Raw genomic sequence first — 23,583 nt, 5'->3', positions numbered from 1 at the left:
AACCTCTGACATGGGCTTCTACGTACTATTACCGGCCACCTTTCGTCGATTCACAGGTCGCACCACCACCACGGGGGAGTCTCATGCGTCATTTCGGGCACGTCGCCCCTGAGGTGCGGAAGCGTCTCTTCCACCGCGAGCCGGGCGTGTTCACCCCGGACTCCCCGGCCCGGCTGCTCGCCGCCGCCCTGGGCGCCACGCTGTACAGCCCGGCCACCAGGCCGCGCCTCGCCGACGACGTCCTCAAGCAGGCCGGGCGCGGTGTGGTGTCGATGGTGCTGTGCCTGGAGGACTCGATCGACGACGCGGACGTCGGCCCCGGCGAGGAGAACCTCGTCCGCCAGCTGACGGCCCTGGACGACCTCCCGGACGCCGATCTGCCGCTGCTGTTCATCCGGGTCCGCACCCCCGAGCAGATACCCGACCTGGTGCGCCGCCTCGGCCCCGCCGTCCGGCAGCTGTCCGGGTTCGTCCTGCCCAAGTTCACCGAGGAACGCGGCATCCCGTTCCTGGAGGCCCTGGCCACCGCCGAGACCGAAAGCGGCCGTCGCCTTTTCGCCATGCCCGTGCTGGAGTCCCCGGAGCTGCTCTACCGGGAGTCCCGCGTGGAGACCCTGGAGGGCATCTCCCGGGCGATCGACAAGTACCGCGACCGCGTGCTCGCCCTGCGCCTCGGCGTGACGGACTTCTGCTCCTCCTACGGCCTGCGCCGGGGACCCGACATGACGGCCTACGACGTGCAGATCGTCGCCTCCGTGATCGCCGACGTGGTGAACATGCTCGGCCGCGCCGACGGGACCGGCTTCACCGTGACCGGGCCCGTGTGGGAGTACTTCCGGGTCCAGGAGCGCATGTTCAAGCCGCAGCTGCGGCAGAGCCCCTTCCTTGAGGTGCAGGCCGCGGAACTGCGCGAGAAGCTGATTGAGCACGCCATGGACGGCCTGCTGAGGGAGATCTCCCTGGACCATGCCAACGGCCTGCTGGGCAAGACCTGCATCCACCCCTCACACGTACTGCCGGTGCACGCCCTGTCGGTCGTCAGTCACGAGGAGTTCTCGGACGCCCAGGACATCCTGCGGCCCGAGCGCGGTGGCGGGGGTGTGCTGAGATCGGCGTACACGAACAAGATGAACGAGGTGAAGCCGCACCGGGCCTGGGCCGAGCGGACCCTGCTGCGGGCCGAGGTTTTCGGCGTGGCGAACCAGGACATCGGCTTCGTGGAACTGCTGGCGGCGGGTCTGCCGGGCTGACGGCACGGCGCAGGGGATCCATGGAGAAGGCTGAGAAGGCTGAGACGGCAGTGAACGAGGGGGAGCATCAGGTGTGCGACGAGGGCGACCGCGTCTGGTCCGGCAGCTGGGTCGCCGAGCGGCTCGGCGTCGAGCTCGTCGGCGACGACCCGCTGACCGGCCTGCTGGGGCTGGCGCTGCGCCGCAACCCCAAGCGGGCCCATCTGCTGGTGTCGAACGTGCTCGGCAAGCACGTGCCGCAGTCGCCGTCCGTCGTCTACGGCTACGGCGTCGAGCTGGGCCGCCGGGTGCGGGAGCTGCTGGGCGCGGAGGAAGCGGGCCGGGCCGTCGTCCTCGGCTACGCGGAGACCGCGACGGGCCTCGGCCACTCCGTCGCCGACGGGCTGGGCCTCGCCCCCTATCTGCACTCCACCCGCCGCCCGGTCGCCGGTGTCGCGGCGGCCGGCGGCTTCGAGGAGGCCCACTCCCACGCGACCTCGCACCTGCTCCTGCCGGAGGACCCGGCGCTGCTCGGCGGCGACGGGCCGCTGGTCCTGGTCGACGACGAGTTCTCCACGGGGAACACGGTGCTGAACACCGTGCGCGATCTTCATGCCCGGTATCCGCGGCGGAGGTATGTCGTGGTGGCGCTGGTGGACATGCGGTCGGCTGCCGATGCGGGGCGCCTCGCGGATTTCGCCGAGGAGATCGGAGCCCGGGTCGATCTGGTGACGGCTGCCAGAGGGACCGTGCGGCTGCCCGAGGGGGTGCTGGAGAAGGGGCAGGAGCTGGTGGCGCGGTACGAGTCGGAGAGTGCGGCGCCGTCGTGGTCGCTCGCGCAGTTCCCCGCGCCCCCAGGGGCGCGGGGAACTGCGCGAGCGGCCCCCACCGACCCGCACCCGGACGACAGCCGGATAGACCTGCACTGGCCCGCCGGTCTCCCCGACGGGGGCCGACACGGATTCACCCCCGCGCATCGGGAGCTCCTGGAGGACGCCCTCCCCGCGATGGCGGCCAGGATCGCCGAGGCCCTGCCTCACCACGCCCGCCGCGTGCACATCCTCGGCTTCGAAGAGCTGATGTACGCGCCGCTGAGGCTGGCCCGGGAGCTGGAACGGGCGACGGACCTCGAGGTCCGCTACTCCACCACCACCCGCTCACCCGTCCTGGCCGTCGACGACCCCGGCTACGCGATACGCACCCGCCTCGCCTTCCCCGCCCACGACGACCCCGCCGACGGCCCCGGCGAGCGCTACGCCTACAACGTCGCCGGCGCCGGATTCGACGCCGTCGTCGCGGTGGTCGACTCGGCCGGGGACACCCCCGCGCTGCACGCGCCCGACGGTCTGCTGGCCCGCCTCGCCGCGCACACGCCCCGGGTCCTGCTCGCCGTCATACCGTCGTACGCCCCCGAAAGGCCCTCCATGCTGCCCGAGCCCCTCCGCGGCCCCGCCTTCTCCTCGTACGCGCCCGAGGAGGTCGGCTGGCTGCTCCAGGACCTCTCGGACGTGACGCTGGAGGCGCCGACCGAGGAGCGCGAGGAGGCGATCCAGAGCGGCGGCGCGCACTACGCGGAGTCGCTGCCCGTGGAGTACCAGCCGAGCGAGCAGTACCAGGAGCTGTTCCACGCCGCGCTGGAGGACTCGGCGGCCCGTATCGCCCAGGCGGTCGGCGTCGTCACCGAGACGGTCCTCGCCGAGCGGTCCCCGCGCCCCGTGCTGGTCTCCCTGGCCCGCGCCGGCACCCCCGTCGGCATCCTCATGCGCCGCTGGGCCCAGCACCGGCACGGCCTCGATCTGCCGCACTACGCCGTGTCGATCGTCCGCGGCCGGGGCATCGACGCCAACGCGCTGCGCTGGCTCGCCCGGCACCACGACCCCCGGGACGTCGTCTTCGTCGACGGCTGGACCGGCAAGGGCGCCATCACCCGCGAACTTGCCCAGGCCCTGGAGGAGTTCGAGAAGTCCGACGGCATCACCGGCTTCGACCCCGAGATCGCCGTCCTGGCCGACCCGGGCTCCTGCGTCCGGACCTACGGCACCCGCGAGGACTTCCTCATCCCCTCCGCCTGCCTCAACTCCACCGTCTCCGGCCTCATCTCGCGGACCGTGCTGCGCGCGGACCTGGTCGGCCCCGACGACTTCCACGGCGCGAAGTTCTACCGCGAACTCGCCGGCACCGACGTCTCGGTGGCCTTCCTGGACGCCGTGTCCGCCCGCTTCCCCGAGGTCGCCGACGCCGCCTGCGCCCAGGCCAAGGAACTGCTCGCGACCGACCGCTCACCCACCTGGGAGGGCTGGGCCGCCGTCGAGCGCATCAGCGAGGAGTACGCCATCCACGACGTGAACCTCGTCAAGCCCGGCGTCGGCGAGACCACCCGGGTCATGCTGCGCCGCGTGCCATGGAAGGTCCTGGCGCGCGCCGGGGCGGGCAGCGACCTCGACCATGTGCGCCTGCTGGCCGAGCAACGCGGCGTGCCCGTGGAGGAGGTCGACGCACTGCCCTACACCTGCGTCGGCCTGATCCACCCCAAGTACACCCGGGGCGCGACCGGCGCCGACGGCAAGGCGGTGTCGGTCTGATGCCCGTCCTCGTCGCGAGCGACCTCGATCGCACCCTGATCTACTCCGCCGCCGCCCTGGCGCTCACCATGCCGGACGCGCGGGCGCCCCGGCTGCTGTGCGTGGAGGTGCACGAGAGCAAGCCGCTGTCGTACATGACGGAGACGGCGGCGCAGCTCCTGACCGACCTGGGCGACGCGGCCGTGTTCGTGCCCACGACGACCCGGACGCGCAAGCAGTACGAGCGCATCAACCTGCCGGGCCCGGAGCCCACGTACGCGATCTGCGCGAACGGCGGCCACCTCATGGTGGACGGGGTCTCCGACCCCGACTGGCACGCCCAGGTGACCGCGCGGCTGGCCGACCAGTGCGCGCCGCTGGCCGAGGTGCAGGAGCACCTGCTGAGGGCCGCCGACCCGGTCTGGGTGCGCAAGCACCGTGTCGCCGACGACCTGTTCGCCTACCTCGTCGTCGAGCGGGAACTGCTCGACGAGGACTGGGTGAAGGAACTCGCGGTGTGGGCGGAGAACCGCGGCTGGACCGTGTCCCTCCAGGGCCGCAAGATCTACGCCGTACCCAAGCCGCTCACGAAGAGCGCGGCGATGCGGGAGGTCGCGCGGCGGACCGGTGCGGCTGTCACGCTCGCCGCGGGTGATTCCCTGCTCGATGCCGACCTGCTGCTCGCGGCCGACCGGGGCTGGCGGCCGGGGCACGGGGAGCTGGCCGACAGCGGGTTCACGGCTCCCTCGCTCAGGGCGCTTCCCGACCGGGGTGTTCTCGCCGGGGAGCGGATCCTGCGGGAGTTTCTGGGGGCAGTACGGGGCGCTGGCGCTGTGCCTGGGCCGGGCGTCTGAGAACTCGGGTGTCCTGGTCGTCGTGCGGGTGCGGCGGCGTCGTGGCCGTTCGCGCAGTTCCCCGCGCCCCTTCAGGGCGTGTCTCCTTGGGGCGTCGCAGCAGTCGTACGGCGACGAACGCCGCCACCGCCAGCGCCGCCACGGCCAGGACCGCCTTCGAGTAGGTGGAGACGATGTCCGAGACCTGGTGCCAGTTCGCGCCGAGGAAGTAGCCCGCGAGGACGAACACCGTGTTCCAGATGGCGCTGCCCAGGGTGGTCAGTCCCAGGAACACCGGCAGGCGCATGCGCTCGACGCCCGCGGGCACCGAGATCAGGCTGCGGAAGATCGGGATCATCCGGCCGAAGAACACGGCCTTCGTGCCGTGCTTCAGGAACCAGGCCTCGGTCTTCTCGATGTCCGAGACCTTCACCAGCGGCAGCCGCGCCGCGATCGCCACCGTCCGGTCACGGCCGAGCAGCGCTCCGACCCCGTACAGCGCGAGCGCGCCGATCACCGAGCCGGCCGTCGTCCACAGCAGGACGGCGAGCAGGCTCATCCGGCCGCTGCTCGCGGCGAACCCGGCCAGCGGCAGGATCACCTCGCTGGGCAGCGGCGGGAACAGGTTCTCCAGGGCGATGGCGAGACCGGCTCCCGGCGCGCCCAGCGCGTCCATCAGGTCGTTGACCCACTGCGGCCCGGCGTCCGCTGCGATGGCTGTCATGCCACCACGCTAGGAAACCGAACCTGAAGGGTTCCTGAGGAAGCCCGGGGGAGGGCGTCAGCCGCAGCAGCCGCCTCCGCAGCAGCCGCCCCCACCGCCGCCGCTCGCGCGGGGTGCGGACGCCGGGGCGGAGGCGGAGCCGCCGACAGCGACCGTGGAGAGGAGTTTCACCGTGTCGTCGTGGCCCGAGGGGCAGGCCGTGGGGGCGGACGACTCGGCCATGGGACGGCTGAGTTCGAAAGTGTCGCCGCAGGTCCGGCAGCGGTATTCGTAGCGAGGCATGGGGACAGATTAATCCGCACCGGCCGAAGTACCGCCTTTCCGGATTCCCTGTGACCAGTCTTGCTGTCCCCGGTGTGGAGGATCTGTAAATTCCGCTGATAGCTTTCAATGGCGCGAGGAGCCGTGAGGGCGGGGGAACGTGAGGGCTCGCTGCCGTCGACCACGGCAGCCAAGTCCTTCCGCGCGAGCACCACCGTGAGCGGGAGGGAGACACAGCCGTGTCCAAGGCTGGGCGGGAATCGGACGAGACCATGCAGTTGAAGGTCCCCGATGCCATGAACGCGGACGAGACCGTGCTGTTGCGCATCGTCGACGTGGCCGCGACCGACAAGGCGGACACGTCCTCCGGTACGACCCCGGACGGCAACGGCCCCGGCCGGTCGCGCCGCCGGCGCAAGGCCCCCAGACCCTCCCCCCTGTCCCGTCTCGGTGCCGCGGCCCCGGGGCCGGCCCGGCTCGTCGCCCGCGTCGCGTCCAACGCCCGCCGCCTGCGGCCCTGCTATCCGCACGCCGACCGCACCGGCTGGCGGCGCTGGGCGCCCTCCTGGCGGCAATGGCTCGGTGCCGCGCTGACGTTCACCGGCCTGTCCGTCGTCCTCCTGGGCTCCGCCTACGCCGCCACCGACATACCGGATAACCTCAACTCGTACGCCACCCAGCAGGACAACGTCTACTTCTGGTCCGACGGGACGCCCATGGCCCGCACCGGCTGGGTGCGACGGCAGGCCATGCCCCTGAAGGACATACCCGAGGACGTCCGCGGGGCCGTGCTGGCGGCGGAGAACGCGAGCTTCTACAGCGACCCCGGCATATCCGTCAGCGGCATCGGCCGCGCTCTGTGGCGCACCGTCGGTCAGGGCAACACCCAGGGCGGCTCGACCATCACCCAGCAGTACGTCAAGAACGTCTACCTCAGCCAGGACCAATCCGTCTCACGCAAGTTCACCGAGGCCATGCTCGCCCTCAAGCTCGACAACGAGATGAGCAAGGACGACATCCTCGAGGGCTACCTCAACACGAGCTGGTTCGGTCGCGGCACCTACGGCATCCAGCGCGCCGCCCAGGCCTACTACGGCAAGGACGTCAGCGAACTCGACGTCAGCGAGGCCGCCTTCCTCGCCTCCCTCCTCAAGGGCGCGGGCCTTTACGACCCGACGCTGAGCGAGGCCAACCACGCCCGGGCCGTGGAGCGCTGGTCCTGGATACTCGACCGCATGGTCGAGGTAGGCACCCTGCCGAAGGCCGAGCGGGCCGAATACAAGAAGTTCCCCGAGCCGCTGAAGCGGGCGCCGGGGTTCGACACCGGCAAGCAGAGCGACTACCTCGTGGAACTGGCCGCCCAGTACGCCAGGAAGACGGCGAACATATCGGCCAAGGAGTACGACCTCGGCGGCTACCAGATCTACACCACCTTCGACCGCAAGCAGGAGACCGCGCTCACCGACGCCGTGGACAAGGCCCGCAAGAAGGCGCGAAAGGACGACCCGGCCAAGGCGAAGTCCCTGCACTTCGGCGCCTCCTCGGTGGCCACCGACGGGCGCATCCTCGCCGTCCACGGCGGCCCCGACCACCGTGAGCAGGGCTACAACGAGTCCAACGCGACCACCGTGCCCGCCGGTTCGGCCTTCCTGCCGTTCGTCTACGCCGCCGCCCTGGAGCACGGCGTGCACACGACCCGCGACGGCGCCGCGACCGCGGTCACCCCCCAGACGCTGTACGACGGGGACGACGGCATCGCCGTCAGGACACCCGAGGGCCCCTACTGGGACCGCGGCGGCAAACAGGTCACCTCCCGCAACGACGGCGGGAAGTCCTACGGCCGGATCGGCCTGGGCCGGGCGCTCGCCCTGTCGGTGAACACACCGTTCATGCAGCTCGGCATGGACACCGGCCTGGACACCGTGCGGGACACCGCCCAGCGTGCGGGCCTGCTCCCCTCCAGCTTCGGCCCGCAGGTGCCCGCGATGTCCCTGGGCAGTGCCACGCCCAGCGCCATCCGCATGGCGAGCGGGTACGCCACGTTCGCCGCCGCGGGCAAGCACGTCGAGCCGTACTCGGTGGCCCGGATCACCCGCAACGGCACCCGGGTCCCGCTCACCAAGCCCGGGTCCCGCCGTGCGGTGAAGGCGAGCGTGGCCGCGGCGGTCCAGTCCGCCCTCACGGACGCCTTCCGCACCGCCCACCCGGGGGCGGTCACGACCTCCGCGGTGGCCGGCAAGGCCGGCACCACGCAGAACGACACCGCCGCCTGGTACGTCGGCACGGCCGACTCCGTGTCCACGGCGGTGGTGGCCTACCGCATCGACCTCGGCAAGAGCCTCGAACCCCTGCCGCTGGACGGGATCGCGGGCTCCCCCGGCGACAGCGTCCCGTACCGCATCTGGTCCGGTGCCCGCGGCATCGGCTGACCCCCGGGCCCGATACCGCACAGCCCCCCACTCTCCCCTCGCAGAATGAGCCGCGCATGAATCAACCCTCCGGCCGCCGCCGCCGACCCCGCGCACCCCGCCGCACCGCACCCCCGGGGATCCTGACTCTCGCGGCGCTCCTCGTCGTAGCGTCCCTGGTCGGGGGCTATATGGCCCTGACCGGCCCGGACACCACCACCCCGACCGCCTCCTCCGGAGCCCGCAAGGAAACCTCCCCGAAGCGGCCCCAGGAGCCGCGGTGGGACGGCAGGACGAAGGTCCTGGGGGACGGCTCCACCTCCTACACCGGCCCGCAGAAGGGGCAGTTGAAGCCGGTGCCGCTCAAGCCGGGGGAGAAGCCGCCCCAGTTCGTGGTCTTCTCCTGGGACGGCGCGCTGCAGGGCGACGACGCGCTCTTCTCGCACTACCAGGAGCTGGCCGCGCAGTACGACGCCCACATGACCTTCTTCCTCACCGGCATCTACCTGCTGCCCAAGAGCAAGAAGGACCTCTACTCGCCGCCCCGGCACGCCAAGGGCTCGGCGGCGATCAGCTTCGCCACCGACGAGCACATACGCACCACACTGGAGCAACTCGGCAAGGCGTGGCAGGGCGGCAACGAGATCGGCACCCACTTCAACGGCCACTTCTGCGGCGAGAAGGGCGGCGGCGACTGGAGCGTCGCGGAGTGGAAGAGCGAGATCGACCAGTTCTACGCGTTCACCGAGAAGTGGAAGACCAACACCGGCTTCCAGGACGTCGCCCCGCTGCCGTTCGACATCAGGAAGGAGGTCACCGGCGGCCGCGCACCCTGCCTGGAGGGCCAGAAGAACCTGCTGAAGGCCGCGAAGGACTACAAGTGGCGCTATGACGCCAGCTCCGCGGGCGACTTCCAGATATGGCCGGTCAAGAAGGACGGCATCTGGGACTTCCCGCTGCAGATGCTCCCGTACGAGGGCGGCAAGTACCAGGGCCTCTCGATGGACTTCAACTTCCTCTACAACCAGTCAGAGGGCGAGACCGAGGGCGACCCGGCGAAATACCCCGAATGGGAACAGGAGACCGTCGCCTCCTACATGTCCGGCTTCAACCGCGTGTACTACGGCAGCCGGGCCCCGCTGTTCATCGGCAACCACTTCGAGGACTGGAACGGCGGCATCTACATGCGGGCCGTCGACCGGGTCGTCAAGGACATGTGCACGAAGAAGGATGTCAAGTGCGTGTCCTTCCGGGAACTGGCCGACTGGCTCGACGTGCAGAAGCCCGCGACCCTCCAGCGGCTGCGCGGTCTGGACCCGGCGCAGTCGCCCGACTGGTCCACGGTCGTGAAGTGATCAGGTCCGAAAGTAACTGACGCAACACCCTTCACAGCAGTCGTATATTCCATGCGAGGATCTCCTACCCCGGCAACCCTTTGGCCGGGGCAAGAGGGGAAAGACCAGTGAAATCACGGAAATTGAGCGTGACGCGACGTCGCGTCACGATACTCGGGGCCGCGGCGACCTCGGTCGTCGCCGGAGTCGCCCTGCTGCCCAACTGGAGCGCGGGCGCCGCGGTCACCGACGACCCGACGGTGGACGCGCGGACCAAGGCCACCTTCCAGCGGCTGGCGGACGCGGTCTTCACCGACCGCACCAACGCCCTGGTCGACGGCGGGCGGGCCGGCGCGGACAAGCCGCTGACCGACGGCTTCTCCGGCGATGTCGCCCTGTCCTCCGGTACGGCCCGCACCGAGGACGCCACCCTGTCCGAACTGGGGCAGCGCAAGGAGAGGCTGGCGAAGGCCGGCGAGACGTACGGCAAGGCCAGCACCACCGTCACCCTGAACGCCACCCGGGTGACGGGCCGTACGGCCAAGGCGGACGTCACCGAGACCACGACCCTGACCTACGCCGGGGCCCGCGGCAACGCGCCGAAGACCACCGGATTCCAGGCCCGGCACGAGCTGACCTTCAAGGCCGACCGGCAGGGCGACTGGCGGCTGACCGGCATCCGCGACACCGACCAGGGCGGTCTCGCGGTGAACACGCTCTCCAAGCCGGCCCCCGTCAAGGTGACCACCGCCGCCGACAACACCACGCCGAACGCCCCGCGCGCGGCGACCACCCGTAACCCGGCGGCCGCCCCGAAGACCGGCACGACGTACGACTACAAGGCCATGGCGGCCTACGCCGAGAAGTACTGGAACGTCTACAACAAGGACTACCCGGACTTCGGCGGACACGGCGCCGGCGGCGACTGCACCAACTTCGTCAGCCAGTCCCTGAAGGCGGGCGGCTGGAAGCACGCCCCCGGCTACGTGTACGACTACACCAAGTGGTTCGGCAACGCCGACATCCAGTCCGACTCCTTCATCGGCGTCAACGAGTGGTCCTGGTTCGCCCAGAACTCCAAGCGGACCACGCCGCTCGCCAACGTCTTCCAGCTCGAGGTCGGCGACGTCCTCCAGATCGACTTCGACCGGGACGGGTCCAAGGACCACACGATGATCGTCACGTACAAGAGCGGCGGTGTGCCGTACGTGACCTACCACTCCAACAACACTCTCCGCAGGTCGGTGGCGAGCCTCGTCGCGTCGTACCCCAACGCGTACTACTACGCCTACCGCACCTGAGAACGGGCCGGGGCCGGGCTCAGTGTCCGGCCCCTCGCTCCTCGCGGATCCCGGAGACCACGTGGGCCACGGCCCGGCGGACCGCTTCCGTCTCCATGAGGAAGTGCCAGTAGTCGGGGTGGCGGCCCTCCAGGGTGGCGACGGCACGGTCCAGGCGGGCCACGGCGTCGTCCAGGGGGCGGGCGTGGCGGGGGTCGGGGGTGTTGCGGCCGGCCATGGCCAGACGCTGGGCGTCGCGGATGGCGAAGCGGGTGCGGTCGATCTCCTGCTGGGGGTCCTTCTGCACCGCGTTCAGCCGCTGCAGACGGTCCCCGGCGGCCGATACGGCCTCGTCGGTGCTGTTCAGCAGGGCCCGTACGGTCGACAGCAGCGCCGTGGCGTCGGCCCAGCGCTGGGCGACGCGGGCGGTGTGGGCCTCGGCCAGTTTCGCCTCGGCCTGGCGGACGTTCTCGGCGGCGGCGTCGGGGACGTGCTGGAGGTCCTGCCAGCAGGCCGCGGTGAAGCGGCGGCGCAGTTCGCTCAGGGTCGGTTCGACCTGTTCGGAGCGGGTGGTGAGGGCCTGGGCGCGAGTGCGCAGGGAGACGAGACGGTGGTCGATCTCGGCGGCGCGGTCCGGCAGCCGCTCGGCCTCCACGCGGACCGCCTCCGCCTCGCGGGTGACCCGCTCGGCCCGCTCCAGGGTCTGCGGGACGCCGTGCTGTCCGGCGCCCTGGTTCAGCTTCGTGAGCTCCGGGGAGAGGGCGGCGAGCCGGGCGGCGAGGTCGTCCGCCGTGAGGCCGGACGCCCGGACGGAGTCGAGGGCGTTCGAGGCGGCGAGCAGGGCCTGGCGGGCGCGCTCGACGGCGGGGGCCAGGCGGGCCAGCTGTGTCTCGGCCTTGCCGAGGAGGGGGCCGAGGCCGTCGGTGAACCGGTCGAGCTCCTGCTTGACCCGGCCGAGTTCCTCCTTGGCGGCGGTCAGCTCGCCGCGGGCGCGGGAAGCGGCGGACGCCTCCAGGTCGTCACGGTCGAGGTCGTGGGCGTCGACGGCGTCGATGTACCGGTGACTGGCCTCGTCGATCCGCCGGCCGAGGGCGTCGAAGTCGGCGACGGCGCGCCGGGCGGCGGGGGAGTCGTCGACGGCGGTGATCGTCTCGATCGAGATGCGCAGGTCGCGCTGGGCGGTGTCCAGCTCGTAGAAGGCCGCGGCGGCGGCGTCCTTGGCGGCCTGGGCCTCGGCCCGCTGGTTCTCGGCCCGGCCGCCGAACCAGCGCCGGGTGCCCCCGCCGGCGAAGGCGGCGGGCAGGGCCAGCGCGGCCAGCAGCGGCAGTCCGACCAGGGTGAGCGTGTCGCGGAGCGGGCCGGGGGCGCGGAGTGGGCCGGTGACGCTGGGGATGCGGCGGCGCGCACGGTGTGCGCGCGGCACCGACGGCGAGTCCGGCTGTCCTGGTGTCGCCGTCACATCCCTCTCCCGTGCTGTGGTCCGCCCTGCCCGGTGTCATTCTCCCACCGGTTGAGGACGAACACACGGGCCGGTCAGTTCGCTGTTCGGACCGTCACTTTGCCGTCGCCGGTGTGGGCGGACACCACATGGGGGCTGCCCTCGTCGCGGGGCACGGACACGTCGACGCCGCCGTCGCCGGTCTCGGTGGTCACGCGGTAGGCGGCCCGGGGTACCGCGATGGTCACCGAGCCGTCGCCGCTGCGGGACTCGACGCGGTCCGGTACGACGCCGAGTTGGAGACGGACGGAGCCGTCGCCGGTGTGGGTGCGGACGTCGCGGGAGGAGACGTCCGCCCGGATGGAGCCGTCGCCGGTGCGCAGCTCCAGGGGGCCGGTGGTGTCGGTGACGCGGACGGAGCCGTCGCCCGTGCGGATGCTGAGGGAGTCCCGGAAGCCCCGGGCACGGACGCTGCCGTCCCCGTCCTCGACCTTCACGGTGACGCCGCGGGGCACCTCGATGCGGTGCCTGGCCGAGCAGTCGGCGACGATCCCGGAGCACTTCAGGCGCAGCTTCAGACGGTCGCCCCGCATGTCCCAGGTGACCTCGGGCTCATCGCCGACGACGACCGACCCCTTGAACCAGCGGGTGACCTGGATCCTGCCCGCCGGATGCTCGTCGGCGGCGACGATCTCCAGGGCGGAGTCGTCGGAGTCGACGGTGAGGGTGCGGCCCTGGAGGCCGAAGGAGCGGTGCTCGGGGTCCTTGTCGTCCCCGGCGGACGCCCCGCAGGCACTGAGCCCGGCGACGAGCACCACGACGGCACCGGCGAGGGCGACGGTGCGGACGGCGGCGGTGCGTGTGGCCATGACGATCTCCCCCTGGACGGACGACGGGCGCTCTGGGGCGCTCTACGACCGTATGGATCGCGGGCCCGCCGGGGGATCCGGGCCACTCCCGGATGTGAGGTGGGGTTAGCCCCAGGCGCGGGACCCGCCACGGCCCCGCGAAACGGGTTTGCGGGACCGTGCCCCGGGCCATGTAGGCTGTCGACTCGACCTGGGCGCGAGGCCCGGGAGCCGGGTGCGTAGCTCAGGGGTAGAGCGCCTGCCTTACAAGCAGGATGTCGGCGGTTCGAAACCGTCCGCGCCCACCACAGCGACTAGCAGTTCAGAGGCCCCCTGGGATCTTCCCAGGGGGCCTCTTCTGTGAGTGGCCGCCCGCCGGGCGTCACGTCGTTCCGTCGGTCTCCTCCGGGGGAACCCCGGGTGTGTGCCGCGTGTGCTTCAGTGACGAGCGGGCCGCCACCCGGTCGGAGCCGGTGAGTTCGGACCAGTAGCGGTGCGTGCTCACGAACACCGCGAGCTCGTGCTCCCGCTGCCGGAGCTTCTCCACCTCGGCCTGTTCGTCGGCGGTCCAGCCCGGGGAGGCCGGGCGTTCCACCTTGCGCCAGCCGTTGTCGTCGCTGAAGCCGTCCAGTGGCTCCACCGACCAGGGCAGCCGCTTGAGCAGGGCCGACAGCTCGGCCCGGACCTGATGGAGTTCCTCCTGGCCGGCCAGGAGGTCACTCGGAAAGTCATAGGTCGTAGCCACGCCTCAATGATACGCCTGTTCGAATTTGGCAGGCGAGTTCCTTCCTGTGGTTCAGGCGAACGGGTGTACCTCGTCCACCACCCGGGCCGTCACCGGAGCCGGGATCCCGTGCCGTTCGGCCGCGCGGAGCAACGCGCCGCCGATGGCGTCGAGTTCGAGGGGCCGGCCGGCCTCGGCGTCGCGCTGCATCGAGGACTTCGCCGACGGCGGGAAGGCGTCGTAGCGGGCGAGGGCCTGGGCCGGATCGGCCGGGCCGCCGCAGGCGCGGCTGACCGCGGCCGTCTCCTCCACCAGGGCGGTCAGCTCGTCGCGGTGGCGGGTGCGGACGTCGCCGAGGGGGAGGCCGTAGCGCGTGGTCAGCAGCGCGAACGGCGCCAGGAACGACATCTTCGCCCACAGGGCCGCCGTCTCGTCCTCCAGGACGTGGGTGGCCGGGCCGGCCGCGGCGAAGGCGCCGGCGAGGGCGTCGAGACGGGCCCGGGGCACCTCCGTGCCGGTCAGGTCGATCTCCGTGAAGGGGCTGGCGTGTTCGACGACGCCCGGCGCGACCCGGGTGGACTCCACGCGGATCACGGCGGGGGCGACCCGGTCGGACCGGTAGCGGGCGCGCAGGGCCGCCGGATGCTCGACGCCGTTCAGGAACGGCACCACGAGCCCGTCGGACAGCACCGGGGCGGGAACCCGCGCCAGGGCGGCGTCAAGAGCGGTGTGCTTCACGGTGACCAGGCACGCGTCGACCGGCTCCCGCAGCTCGGTGTCGGCCTCGACCCGGGCCGTGAAGTCGCCGAAGCGCGCGCTGCTGACCCGGATGCCGTCGCTGCGCAGGGTCTCGGCGGTCTTCTCGCCGGACAGGCAGATCACGCGGTGGCCGGTGCGGGAGAGCAGGGCGGCGAGCAGGCCGCCCACGCCGCCGGGGCCCAGCACGGCCACGCTGAGTTCGTTCGCCACGAGGAGTTCCTCTCGTCGGTCGGCCCCGGAAATGGTGGCCGCCTCGGAGCGATCATGGCAGGCATCTCTGTCGTACGGGGGCCGGACGGGTGAGACTGGGGGCATGTGCCGGAGTATCAAGACGCTGCGTCCGCCCGCGATGCCCGAAGAGGCCACCGAGGCGGACGTGCGCGCAGCAGCCCTGCAGTACGTGCGGAAGGTGTCGGGCTTCCGCGCCCCCGCCGCTCACAACCAGGAGGTGTTCGACCGCGCCGTGGAGGCCATCACACAGGCCACGGCCGAGTTGCTGGACGGACTGGAGGTCCGGGGGGCCGGGGCCGCGCGGAAGGCGAGCTAGGGGGCGCACGCTCCCCGAGCACCGGCCCCGCGGGGCCTCAGACCGCCGGTTCTGGCTGCGGCTCGGCGCGCGGGGCGGGTACGGGCGCCACATCCCACCGTCTGGTGGTCCGCCGGTATGCGTGGACCACGGAGGCCATCGCCAGCAGCAGGAGGGGGCCGGATATCCACGGGTACGCGGCCATCTCCAGCGGCACGAAGCGGTAGGACGCCAGCAGCACGGCGAAGACGACCGTCCCGTAGCCGATCAGCCGGAGCCCCGCCCGGTCCCAGCCCCGGTCGTACGTGCGCAGTCCCGCCTCGACCGTGTACGCGAACACCACGCCGGCGATGAGGTCCACGCCGTAGTGCCAGCCGAATCCCAGTGTGGCGGCGAGGGTGGCGACCAGCCAGAACGTGCCGGCGTACCGCAGGGCGCGCGGCCCCTTGCGGGAGTGGATGAAGATCGTGGTCGCCCAGGCCGTGTGCAGGCTGGGCATGCAGTTGCGCGGGGTGATCTCGTCGAACGGCATCGCGTACGGGGTGATCACCGGCGGCAGGGTGTCGGGCCACAGGTCGGCCGCCGCCCACTGCCCGCCCTCGGGGCCGTAGGCGAACATCGGCCCGACCACGGGGTAGATCATGTAGAAGGCCGGTCCGAGCAGGCCGATCAGCAGGAACGTGCGGACCAGGTGGTGGCGCGGGAAGCGCTGCTCGGTCGCCACGTTGCGCAGTTGGTACAGCGCCACGCAGACCGCGGCCACGGCGAGCTGGGCGTAGACGTAGTCGAGGGTGTGCTCGCCGACCGGGCCGCTCGCCCGCAGGAGCCGGCCCGCCAGCCATGACGGGTTGCCCAGCGCGTGGTCGGCCATGGCGACGTAGGGGTCGAGGACGAGGGGGCGGGTCTTCGACGTGATCAGCAGCCAGGTGTCACCGGTCTTGCGGCCGGTCACCAGCAGCAGGCCCAGCCCCACGCCCTTCAGCATCAGGACCCGTTCCGGGCCGGTGCGCCGGGTGAGGGCGATGACCGCGAGGCCCAGGACCACCCACAGCGCGCCGTTGCCGAACGGATGGCCTTCGTCGGGGTAGGTGCCGGTCAGCCACCGCACCAGCAGGAAGACGAGGTCGATGCCCATCGCGGCGCCGAGCGCGATGAGCCGCTGCCGCCAGGTGAGCACCACCATCGTCAGCGCCAGGCCGGCGTAGAGCAGGAACCCGGACTTGGGGGCGTGGATCACCTCGCGGGCCTGCGCGGTGATCGGCCCCTGGGTGCCGAAGTGGTGTGCGGCGATCTGGAGCGCGACGAGGAAGCCGAGAGTGACCAGGCCTGCCGCGACCCACAGCAGTGCCCGTGGGCGCCGCCTCGCGGCGAGCGCGATCCGTCTGGTCCGGGAGGCTTTGCGCGACTCCGTGATGGTCAATGTCTCAGCCGCTTCCAGGTCTGGGTGGTCGTGGTGGTGAGCCGGAGCCCGGTCTACGACGTCCGCGGCTCGCGCCGCACCAGGAACGCCGCCCCCGCCCCGGCGGCGAACAGCGCCCCCACCGACACCGCCGTCGCCAGCCAGGTCGCGCCCAGCCAGTGGGCGCCGAACCAGCCGAGGGCGACGCTGTACACGGCCCAGGCGAAGCCGGCCAGGGCCGACCAGGGCAGGAAGTCGCGGGCGCGGCGGTGGGCGGCGCCCGCGCCGAAGGAGACCACGGAGCGGCCGGCGGGGGCGAAACGCGCGAGGACGACCAGGGCGCCGCCGCCCCGGGCGAGGGCCGCGCCGAGTCGCCGCTGGGCGGTGGTCAGCCGCCGGGAGCGGGAGATCGCGCGGTCCAGGCGGGCGCCGCCGCGCCGGGCGAGGCGGTAGGCGACCAGGTCGCCCAGGACGGAGGCGGTGGCCGCGCAGAGGGTCAGGGCGAGGATGTCGGGCACGTCGGTCGCCGTGCCCGCTGCCGCCGCCGTGGCCGCCGTGATCACCAGGACGCCGCTGGGCAGCACCGGCAGGAACACGTCGAGCAGCACGGACAGGGCCACCACCGCGTATATCCACGGGCTGCCGATCGGCAGCCCCACTTGCTCCAGCACCGCAACTCCCCGTGGCTCCCCCGTGGGCCAGACCGTGCCGCGGTGGCGCGGGGAGCGGCAGGGGTGGCCATGACAGCCATAGAGCGTACGCCCGGGGTGTGACGGGCGGTTCACGGGGGGCTCATACGTTCGGTGCGGACTGTTCATCTCGTAGCGGCTCGCCCGGCTGTGCCGTCCTCTATGCGGGTTTCACAGCCGATGTGCTGATCGTGGGCCGCTACGGACGAGACGGCGCCTCCCCCGCGGGGAAGGCGCCGCTGTGTGCCCGGCGGGACGGGTGGCTCAGGCGGCCACCGGCGTCCGGTCCGCGGAGCGCTGCTCCTGGGTCGAGGTGCGCTTCGACAGCAGCCGGTCCAGGCCGAACGCGCCGGAGCCGGTGAAGATCAGCAGGAACATGGCCCAGCAGTACATCGCCGCCCCCTCGCCGCTGTTCTCGATCGGCCACAGGCCCTGGGGCTGGTGGACCTTGAAGTAGGCGTACGCCATCGCCCCGGAGGAGATGAACGCCGCGACGCGGGTGCCGAGGCCCAGCAGCACCAGGACGCCGCCGACGAGTTCGATGACGGCCGCGTACCAGTTCGGCCAGGCGCCGGTCGCGGCGGTGCCGCCCTTGCCGTCCGCGCCGCCGAGGACACCGAAGAGCGCGACGGCGCCGTGGCAGGCGAACAGCAGGCCGACGACGATCCGGAACAGGCCGAGCGCGTACGGCTGAGCGCCGTTGAGGCGAGCGGTCATGTGGGGGGTCACTCCTTCGGTTGGCCGGCCCTGGGCGGACCGGTCGGGTACGGGTACCGCGGAGCAGCCCAGGTTAGGTGTGCCTAATTGATACTTGCAAGTTCAACATTTGGCCACTGCTTTGCCTCGCGTTGGGGCTCGGCCCCGGGCGCAGCCGCACGCAGAGCGGCTCTCGCCACCGCGTCCGCGTCCGAGAGAGTGACCGAATCCACCCCTGGCCGGGCTCCCGCGGCGGTGACCCAGTGCACGCCTTCTGTCGGCACGCCGAACGCGAACCGCCTTGTGTGCACAACTCCTTGACGATCCATCAGCCGATAGGGGCGCGCCGTGACGTCCAACCCCCCTGTCTCGTAACCGTCCACGACGTGCGGGCGGCACTGCCCGCTCCACAGCAGACCGGCCAGGAGCTCGTCGGCGGTGTGCCGAAGGTCGGGCTCCGGCAGGCGGGCCTCTATGAGGGTCCTCACACGGACCGCCGGTCCCGGCACGTCGGGGGAGTGCGCCGCCCAGCCGCCGTCCTCCTCCGACACCCGCAGCCGCGGCCCGAGCACCCGCACCACCCCCGCCTCCATCAACGCCACGAGTTCCTCGATGCGGCGGCGCGGCGGGCCGATGGACAGGAACGCGTTGAGCGGCGTGTACCAGCGGTCCAGGTGCTCACGGCGGGAGACGCCGGACAGGCCGCCGTGGTCGACGATCAGCCGGAGTTCGTTGCGCAGGTCGCGCAGCACGTCCAGGGCCGCCTTCAGCGGGCCGTGCACATTGCCCAGGGCGGCTTGGGCCGCGTCCTCGCGCAGATGCGCCAGCAGCCAGTCGCGCCATGCGCCGCCATGCGCGAACTCCCGCCCCGCGTACGGGCGGGAGACCCGCTCCCAGCACCAGCGCTCGGCGTCCGGCACCCCGAACTCCGTGAGCAGCGACGCCTCCAGGGGATCGCCGTGCGGGACGGCGAGGAAGCGGTCGGTGAACTCGTCCTGCCCATCCGGCTCTTGTCGCCACTCCGGCTCCCGCTCCCGCCCCGCACGGGACGCGGCCCGCCGGATCAGCGTGCCGTAGTAGACCGTCTCCACCTCCTTCGCCACCAACGGCCATATCTCCGTGCGGAAATCGGGCGCCTCCCCGGAGTCCGCGCGCTTGCGGAACCCGGCGATCACCTCCGGGGTGAGGACGAGCGGGACGTGCCGGCCGTAGGGCCCCTTCGCGTTGTCGCCGCGCGCCTGGTACGGCACGCCGCGCCGTGAACCGGCGAAGAGCCGCGGCTCACGGCCGGAGGGAAGGTAGCGCAGGCCCTCGCCGTCCCGGACGAATCGGCCGCCCCGCCCGGTAGTCAACAGGGCCGTGTGGTCGAAGAAGTTGAGACCGAGGCCGCGCAGCAGGACGGGTTCGGCCGGGGGTATCGCGGACAGGTCGACATCGGCCGGGTTCGCGGGCGGGACGTGGCGCAGGCCGTGCCGCGCGGCGTGGGCCGCGGGCCGCAGCAGGTCCGGGCCGGCGGTCCTCGGCAGATGCCCCTGGGCCAGCACCACCGCCGACAGGCCGGTCAGGGTGCGGCCGTCGTCGAGGGCGAGGGTCTGGTGGCCGCCGGGAGCGTCGTCGAGCCGGACCGCACGTGCCCGGTGCGTCTCGACCCGCACGGCCGGCGGCGCCTGCCGTACGACCTCGGCGAACACCCACTCCAGATAGCGGCCGTAGTCGGCCCGGGTCGGGTACTCGTCCGGGCCCAGCCCGCCGCCCGCCCACTCGTGCAGGCTCGGACCGGGGCGGATCGGGCCCGAGCAGTCCACGCTGTCGTCGGTGAACAGGGTCACCTGGCAGGCCACGGTGTTCATCAGCAGCTCGGGCGACTGGGAGGTGCGCCAGACCCGGCCCGGGCCGGGCGGGTCCGGATCGATCACATGGACGGTCAACCGGGCGCCGGGCGGCAGGAGTTCCGGCGCGGAGGCGCACAGGCGTTCCAGGACGCTGGTGCCGCGCGGCCCGGCGCCGACCAGGGCGACGGAGACAGGCGCGGGTCCCGCGGCCGGTCCGGGTCCCTCGGGTGGTACGGATTCCTGGGGTGGTACGGATTCCTCGGGGGTGAGGCATTCCCCGGGGGTTAGGCATTCCTCGGGGGTGAGGCATTCCCCGGAGGTTGGGGATTCCCCGGGGGTTATGGATTCCTCGGTTTCCTCGGGCGGCGCAGACAAGGGTGGGACTCCCGGGCGTGTGGGGCGCGTCTCGGCGGTCCGCCGGATGGGAAGCGGACGGTCCGCCTCATCATGCCGTCGCCGGGAGCGGTAACCGAGTCCCGTGGGACAGGATTGACGGTCGCTGTGGGATGCCTCACCAGCATTACGGGGCATCGCCGGTCACAGCGCGACAAACGGGCGGAACAGGGAGGTCAGGGGGTGAGCTCGGAGTCCAGCAGTGTCGTCAGGCGGGGGCCCGTTCCCTCACGGGTCCTGGCGTGCTCCAGTCGCAGCCGGGCCGAACGCCCGCGCAGGGTCAGGGTCATGAGCTGGTTGCCGAACCAGGGGCCGCCCGTCTTGCGCCAGCCGACCGGCGGGCTCGGAAGGCGGCCGTGCCGGGCCAGGCCGCGGCCGATGCCCCGGGCCATCGCGCTCCAGCCGATACGGAAGGCCAGCCGCATCGAGAGCGGCACCGAGTTGTGGACGGGGGAGCAGACGAGCTGCAGCACCCGGGCGTCCGGGCCCCGGCCCGGCCAGGAGGGCTCGGCGATGTAGGCGTGGTGCACGTCCCCGGACAGCACGCACACCGTCGCCGGCGCGTCCCGCCCCGAGCCCGCCTCGGCGATCAGCTCCGCCAGCCGCGCGAAGGACTCGGGGAACGCCGACCAGTGCTCCAGGTCGGCGGCGCGCCGCACCTTCTCCCCGAACCGTGCCCAGCGCTCGCCCCGTTCGCCGCCGCACAGGGCCGCGTTCCACCCCTCGGCGTCGTGCACCAGGTGCGGCAGCAGCCAGGGCAGCGAGGTGCCGAGCAGGAGGTGGTCATAGGACTCGGGCGCGTCCAGCACCTGCTCGCGCAGCCAGGCCTCCTCGCCCGGGTCGAGCATCGCGCGCCGGTCCTCGGCGAGGACCCGGGCGGCCCGGCTGTCCACCATCACCAGGCGTACGCGCCCGAAGTCGCGCCGGTAGCTCCAGCGGGCCGTGGCCGCGTCGGCGTCGGCCCGGGCGGCGAAGGCGCGCAGCGCGTCGGTGCCGTCGGGGACCTTGCACACCGCCTCGTACACCGGGTCGGCCGCCAGCTCCTTCAGGGACAGGTTGCCCAGGTGCTGGTGGACCCAGTACGACATCAGGCCGCTCAGCAGCCGCTCCTGCCACCAGCCGGTGGAGCGCATGTCGGCGAGCCAGGCGGCGGAGGTGTTCCAGTCGTCGATCACGTCGTGGTCGTCGAAGATCATGAAGCTGGGCACGGTGGACAGCAGCCAGCGGATGCGCGGGTCGAGCCACGACTCGTAGTAGAGGTGCGTGTATTCCTCGTAGTCCGCGACGCCGGTGCCCGGTCCCTCCTTGATGTCGCGGCGGGCCGCCAGCCAGCGCTGCGTGGAGTCCGAGGTCTCGTCGGCGTACACCTGGTCGCCGAGCAGCAGCAGGACGTGCGGCCGCTCGCCGTCGGGGTCGGCGGCGAGGCGGGTGGCGAGGGCGTCCAGGGCGTCCGGGCCCACGGGGTCGTCGCCGCCCGTGGGCGGGGATGCCCAGCGGCAGGAGCCGAAGGCGACGTTGAGGTCCCCGTCCGGGCCCGGGGCGTGGATCGCCGAGGGCGGGAAGGGGGAGCCGGGCAGCGGCCACACGCGCGTGCCGTCGAGAAGCACCTCGTACGTCGTGGTCGTGCCGGCCGTCAGGCCCGTCACCGGGACCAGCGCGTAGTGGTGGCCCGCGATCTGGAAACTGCGGGCCGTGCCGCCCGCGCCGTCGGCGCAGCGCACCTCGGCGGTGCACGGACGGCTCGTCTCGACCCACACGGTCGCGGACGAGCCGTCGGTGTACCTCAGCAGCGGTCCGAGGCGCAGTGCGCTCATGTCCTTCCCCTCTCCGTCGCCCCGTACGGTACGCAGCGACGGAGGCCGGCGGGGAGGTCCCGACACGAGATCAGCGTGTCAGCAGCTCGCGAGGTGGTTCGTCAGCGCGGACTTCTCGGCCGAGTCGACCGAGAGGCCGTAGTAGTACTTCACCTGCACCCAGGCGCGGACGTAGGTGCAGCGGTACGCCGTCCGGGAGGGCATCCAGGTGGCGGGGTCCTGGTCGCCCTTGGCCTGGTTGACGTTGTCGGTGACCGCGATGAGCTGCGGGCGGGTGAGGTCGTTGGCGAAGGACTGGCGGCGGGACGTCGTCCAGGAGTCGGCGCCGGAATCCCAGGCCTCGGCCAGCGGGACCAGGTGGTCGATGTCCAGGTCGGAGGCGGCGGACCAGGTGGCGCCGTCATAGGGGGAGTACCAGCTGCCGCTGGTGGCGGCGCAGGAGGAGTCCTGCTGGACGTTGGTGCCGTCGCGCTTGAGGACGACCTCGCGGGTGTTGCAGGTGCCGGACTGGGTGATCCAGTGCGGGAAGAGGTCGCGGTTGTAGCCGGTGCGGTCCTCGGTCGCGACGGTGAGCGAGGCGAGGTAGCTGCGGGCGGTGGCGCCGCTCACCGGGGTCGGGAGGGCGGCGGAGGCCGTGGGGGCGTTGAAGAGGGCCACGGAGGATATGAGCGCGGTGGCCGCCGCCGCCACGCTCAGCCGTCGACGCGCGTAGAACCTGGGCATGCGAACTCCCTGGGGAGGTGGGGGTGCTGGCTTGCGAGCAGGGGAATGCTCGCGGTGCCGTGTTGCGCACAGGTGTGCGCCCGGTGAGAAGTTAGTGACGCGGTCATGACATGACAAGGTTCGAGGCGAAACTTTTCACTTCGGCCGCGTCCCGTACCATGGACGGCGCAGAAGGGGAGTAGCTCTTCGCCGGACCGTCGACATACTGCTCAGCCCGCCTGAGCCGGCGCCCGGAGGCGGTCCTTTCCAGGACCCGCCAGCGAGACCTTCGGCAAAGCAGTGCACGCCCGTGCCCTCCGGCGCGGGTCCCGCGTGTGCTGCCGTGCCGAGGTGTCGTGTGCGAAAGTCCAGCACTCTCGGTGGGGCAGCCCCGACCGATTGAGGAACCCTTGATCAGCCTGACCGTGACGGCCGTCGTCTTCGGCGTCGTCTTCCTCGCAGAACTGCCGGACAAGACCGCCCTCGCCGGCCTCGTCCTCGGCACCCGCTACCGCGCCTCCTACGTCTTCGCCGGTGTCGCCGCCGCCTTCGCGCTGCACGTCGCGCTCGCCGTCGCCGCCGGAAGTGTGCTGACGCTGCTGCCGCAGCAGATCGTGCAGGCCCTCACGGGCGTGCTGTTCCTGGGCGGGGCCGCTGTGCTGCTGCTGAGGAAGGGCGAGGACGAGGAGGAGATCCGCAAGCCGGAGAACCAGTCCTTCTGGAAGGTCTCCGGCGCCGGATTCATGCTCATCCTGGTCGCCGAGTTCGGTGATCTGACCCAGATCATGACCGCGAACCTGGCCGCCCGCTACGACGACCCGCTCTCCGTCGGCCTGGGCGCGGTGCTGGCGCTGTGGGCCGTGGCCGGGCTCGGCATCGTCGGCGGCAAGGCGCTGATGAAGAAGGTGCCGCTGCGGCTGATCACGCAGATCGCGGCGCTGGTCATGCTGGGGCTCGGGCTGTGGAGCCTGTGGGAGGCCGTGACCGGCTGAGTCCGACGGGCTGAACAGCGGATGAACGTCCGCGGGGGCCCCTGGCGCGAAGGCCGCCTTGTTTTGTACCGTGGAGGAACAAAGTGGCCTCCGCTCGTTTTCCCTGACCGGCGGGCGGGGCCGCCTTGTCCCCCGGGGCAT

20 protein-coding genes and 1 tRNA gene are annotated in these 23,583 nt (G+C 72.0%); 9 read left to right on the top strand and 12 right to left on the bottom strand.

What is annotated here, in order from left to right:
* The first annotated feature begins 83 nt into the window (after nt 1–83).
* Genes IGS69_RS09850 through IGS69_RS09840 form a run of 3 tightly spaced genes read left to right on the top strand, consistent with a single transcriptional unit; the run spans nt 84 to nt 4,644 of the window.
* Nucleotides 84–1,250 carry an HpcH/HpaI aldolase/citrate lyase family protein gene (locus IGS69_RS09850; protein ID WP_190898371.1) on the top strand — a complete coding sequence of 389 codons (1,167 nt, stop codon included), beginning with the start codon at nt 84–86 and terminating at the stop codon, nt 1,248–1,250.
* A gap of 20 nt (nt 1,251–1,270) precedes the next feature.
* The gene (locus IGS69_RS09845) at nt 1,271–3,811 is read left to right on the top strand and encodes a phosphoribosyltransferase (protein ID WP_232543473.1); all 2,541 of its coding nucleotides are present in this window, start codon (nt 1,271–1,273) and stop codon (nt 3,809–3,811) included.
* Nucleotides 3,811–4,644 carry an HAD family hydrolase gene (locus IGS69_RS09840; protein WP_190898370.1) on the top strand — a complete coding sequence of 278 codons (834 nt, stop codon included), beginning with the start codon at nt 3,811–3,813 and terminating at the stop codon, nt 4,642–4,644. Before IGS69_RS09845 ends, IGS69_RS09840 begins: the two co-directional genes overlap by 1 nt.
* Here the strand turns inward: IGS69_RS09840 and IGS69_RS09835 are convergent.
* Both IGS69_RS09835 and IGS69_RS09830 read right to left on the bottom strand, forming a co-directional pair.
* Nucleotides 4,541–5,347: a DedA family protein gene (locus IGS69_RS09835; protein WP_190898369.1), complete on the bottom strand. Its 807-nt coding sequence runs from the start codon at nt 5,345–5,347 to the stop codon at nt 4,541–4,543. The genes IGS69_RS09840 and IGS69_RS09835 overlap by 104 nt on opposite strands.
* Before the next feature lie 57 nt (nt 5,348–5,404).
* Complete coding sequence (locus IGS69_RS09830) at nt 5,405–5,629, bottom strand: FmdB family zinc ribbon protein (RefSeq protein ID WP_190898367.1); 225 nt, start codon at nt 5,627–5,629, stop codon at nt 5,405–5,407.
* Nucleotides 5,630–5,880: 251 nt separating this feature from the next.
* Here IGS69_RS09830 and IGS69_RS09825 point away from each other — a divergent pair, with 251 nt between their 5' ends.
* The 3 genes from IGS69_RS09825 to IGS69_RS09815 all read left to right on the top strand — a co-directional run bounded on the left by IGS69_RS09825 (nt 5,881) and on the right by IGS69_RS09815 (nt 10,651).
* Nucleotides 5,881–8,037 (top strand): transglycosylase domain-containing protein, encoded by a 2,157-nt coding sequence (locus IGS69_RS09825; protein WP_190904436.1) that lies wholly within the window; start codon nt 5,881–5,883, stop codon nt 8,035–8,037.
* A gap of 56 nt (nt 8,038–8,093) precedes the next feature.
* On the top strand, nt 8,094–9,371 hold the full coding sequence (locus IGS69_RS09820; RefSeq protein ID WP_190898366.1) for a polysaccharide deacetylase family protein: 1,278 nt from the start codon (nt 8,094–8,096) through the stop codon (nt 9,369–9,371).
* Nucleotides 9,372–9,499: 128 nt separating this feature from the next.
* Nucleotides 9,500–10,651: an amidase domain-containing protein gene (locus IGS69_RS09815; protein WP_232543472.1), complete on the top strand. Its 1,152-nt coding sequence runs from the start codon at nt 9,500–9,502 to the stop codon at nt 10,649–10,651.
* 19 nt (nt 10,652–10,670) lie between these two features.
* Here the strand turns inward: IGS69_RS09815 and IGS69_RS09810 are convergent, their stop codons facing one another.
* Both IGS69_RS09810 and IGS69_RS09805 read right to left on the bottom strand, forming a co-directional pair.
* On the bottom strand, nt 10,671–12,089 hold the full coding sequence (locus IGS69_RS09810; RefSeq protein ID WP_190898363.1) for a hypothetical protein: 1,419 nt from the start codon (nt 12,087–12,089) through the stop codon (nt 10,671–10,673).
* A gap of 74 nt (nt 12,090–12,163) precedes the next feature.
* On the bottom strand, nt 12,164–12,937 hold the full coding sequence (locus tag IGS69_RS09805; RefSeq protein ID WP_190898361.1) for a DUF4097 family beta strand repeat-containing protein: 774 nt from the start codon (nt 12,935–12,937) through the stop codon (nt 12,164–12,166).
* 212 nt (nt 12,938–13,149) lie between these two features.
* Between IGS69_RS09805 and IGS69_RS09800 the strand changes: the two genes are divergently transcribed.
* A tRNA-Val gene (locus IGS69_RS09800) sits at nt 13,150–13,224 on the top strand.
* Nucleotides 13,225–13,298: 74 nt separating this feature from the next.
* Here the strand turns inward: IGS69_RS09800 and IGS69_RS09795 are convergent.
* Nucleotides 13,299–13,661, bottom strand: coding sequence for a hypothetical protein (locus tag IGS69_RS09795; RefSeq protein WP_190898360.1), 363 nt, complete (start codon nt 13,659–13,661; stop codon nt 13,299–13,301).
* Between the two features lie 51 nt (nt 13,662–13,712).
* A complete protein-coding gene (locus IGS69_RS09790; RefSeq protein ID WP_232543471.1) occupies nt 13,713–14,609 on the bottom strand; it encodes a ketopantoate reductase family protein in 897 nt (298 codons plus the stop codon).
* Between the two features lie 103 nt (nt 14,610–14,712).
* On the opposite strand from IGS69_RS09790, the gene IGS69_RS09785 reads away from it, so the two are divergent.
* A complete protein-coding gene (locus IGS69_RS09785) occupies nt 14,713–14,946 on the top strand; it encodes a DUF2277 domain-containing protein (RefSeq protein ID WP_190898357.1) in 234 nt (77 codons plus the stop codon).
* Nucleotides 14,947–14,983: 37 nt separating this feature from the next.
* Here the strand turns inward: IGS69_RS09785 and IGS69_RS09780 are convergent, their stop codons facing one another.
* The 6 genes from IGS69_RS09780 to IGS69_RS09755 form a co-directional block, all read right to left on the bottom strand.
* Complete coding sequence (locus IGS69_RS09780) at nt 14,984–16,270, bottom strand: phosphatase PAP2 family protein (RefSeq protein WP_269783201.1); 1,287 nt, start codon at nt 16,268–16,270, stop codon at nt 14,984–14,986.
* 128 nt (nt 16,271–16,398) lie between these two features.
* Nucleotides 16,399–16,995 carry a DedA family protein gene (locus IGS69_RS09775; RefSeq protein WP_190898356.1) on the bottom strand — a complete coding sequence of 199 codons (597 nt, stop codon included), beginning with the start codon at nt 16,993–16,995 and terminating at the stop codon, nt 16,399–16,401.
* Between the two features lie 282 nt (nt 16,996–17,277).
* Entirely contained in the window at nt 17,278–17,730 is a 453-nt protein-coding gene (locus IGS69_RS09770; RefSeq protein WP_190898355.1) for a DoxX family protein, read from the bottom strand.
* Between the two features lie 83 nt (nt 17,731–17,813).
* Entirely contained in the window at nt 17,814–19,721 is a 1,908-nt protein-coding gene (locus IGS69_RS09765; protein ID WP_190904434.1) for an FAD/NAD(P)-binding protein, read from the bottom strand.
* Between the two features lie 389 nt (nt 19,722–20,110).
* On the bottom strand, nt 20,111–21,748 hold the full coding sequence (locus IGS69_RS09760) for an alkaline phosphatase D family protein (RefSeq protein ID WP_190898353.1): 1,638 nt from the start codon (nt 21,746–21,748) through the stop codon (nt 20,111–20,113).
* Between the two features lie 78 nt (nt 21,749–21,826).
* Nucleotides 21,827–22,471, bottom strand: coding sequence for an HNH endonuclease family protein (locus IGS69_RS09755; RefSeq protein ID WP_190898352.1), 645 nt, complete (start codon nt 22,469–22,471; stop codon nt 21,827–21,829).
* 389 nt (nt 22,472–22,860) lie between these two features.
* On the opposite strand from IGS69_RS09755, the gene IGS69_RS09750 reads away from it, so the two are divergent.
* Nucleotides 22,861–23,442: a TMEM165/GDT1 family protein gene (locus tag IGS69_RS09750; RefSeq protein WP_190898350.1), complete on the top strand. Its 582-nt coding sequence runs from the start codon at nt 22,861–22,863 to the stop codon at nt 23,440–23,442.
* Nucleotides 23,443–23,583: the final 141 nt, after the last annotated feature.

The organism is Streptomyces tuirus (genome assembly GCF_014701095.1).
Classification (GTDB): Bacteria; Actinomycetota; Actinomycetes; order Streptomycetales; family Streptomycetaceae; genus Streptomyces; species Streptomyces tuirus.
The sequence above is the reverse complement of the archived record's forward strand: the minus strand, read 5'-3'. Positions and strand labels throughout refer to the sequence as shown.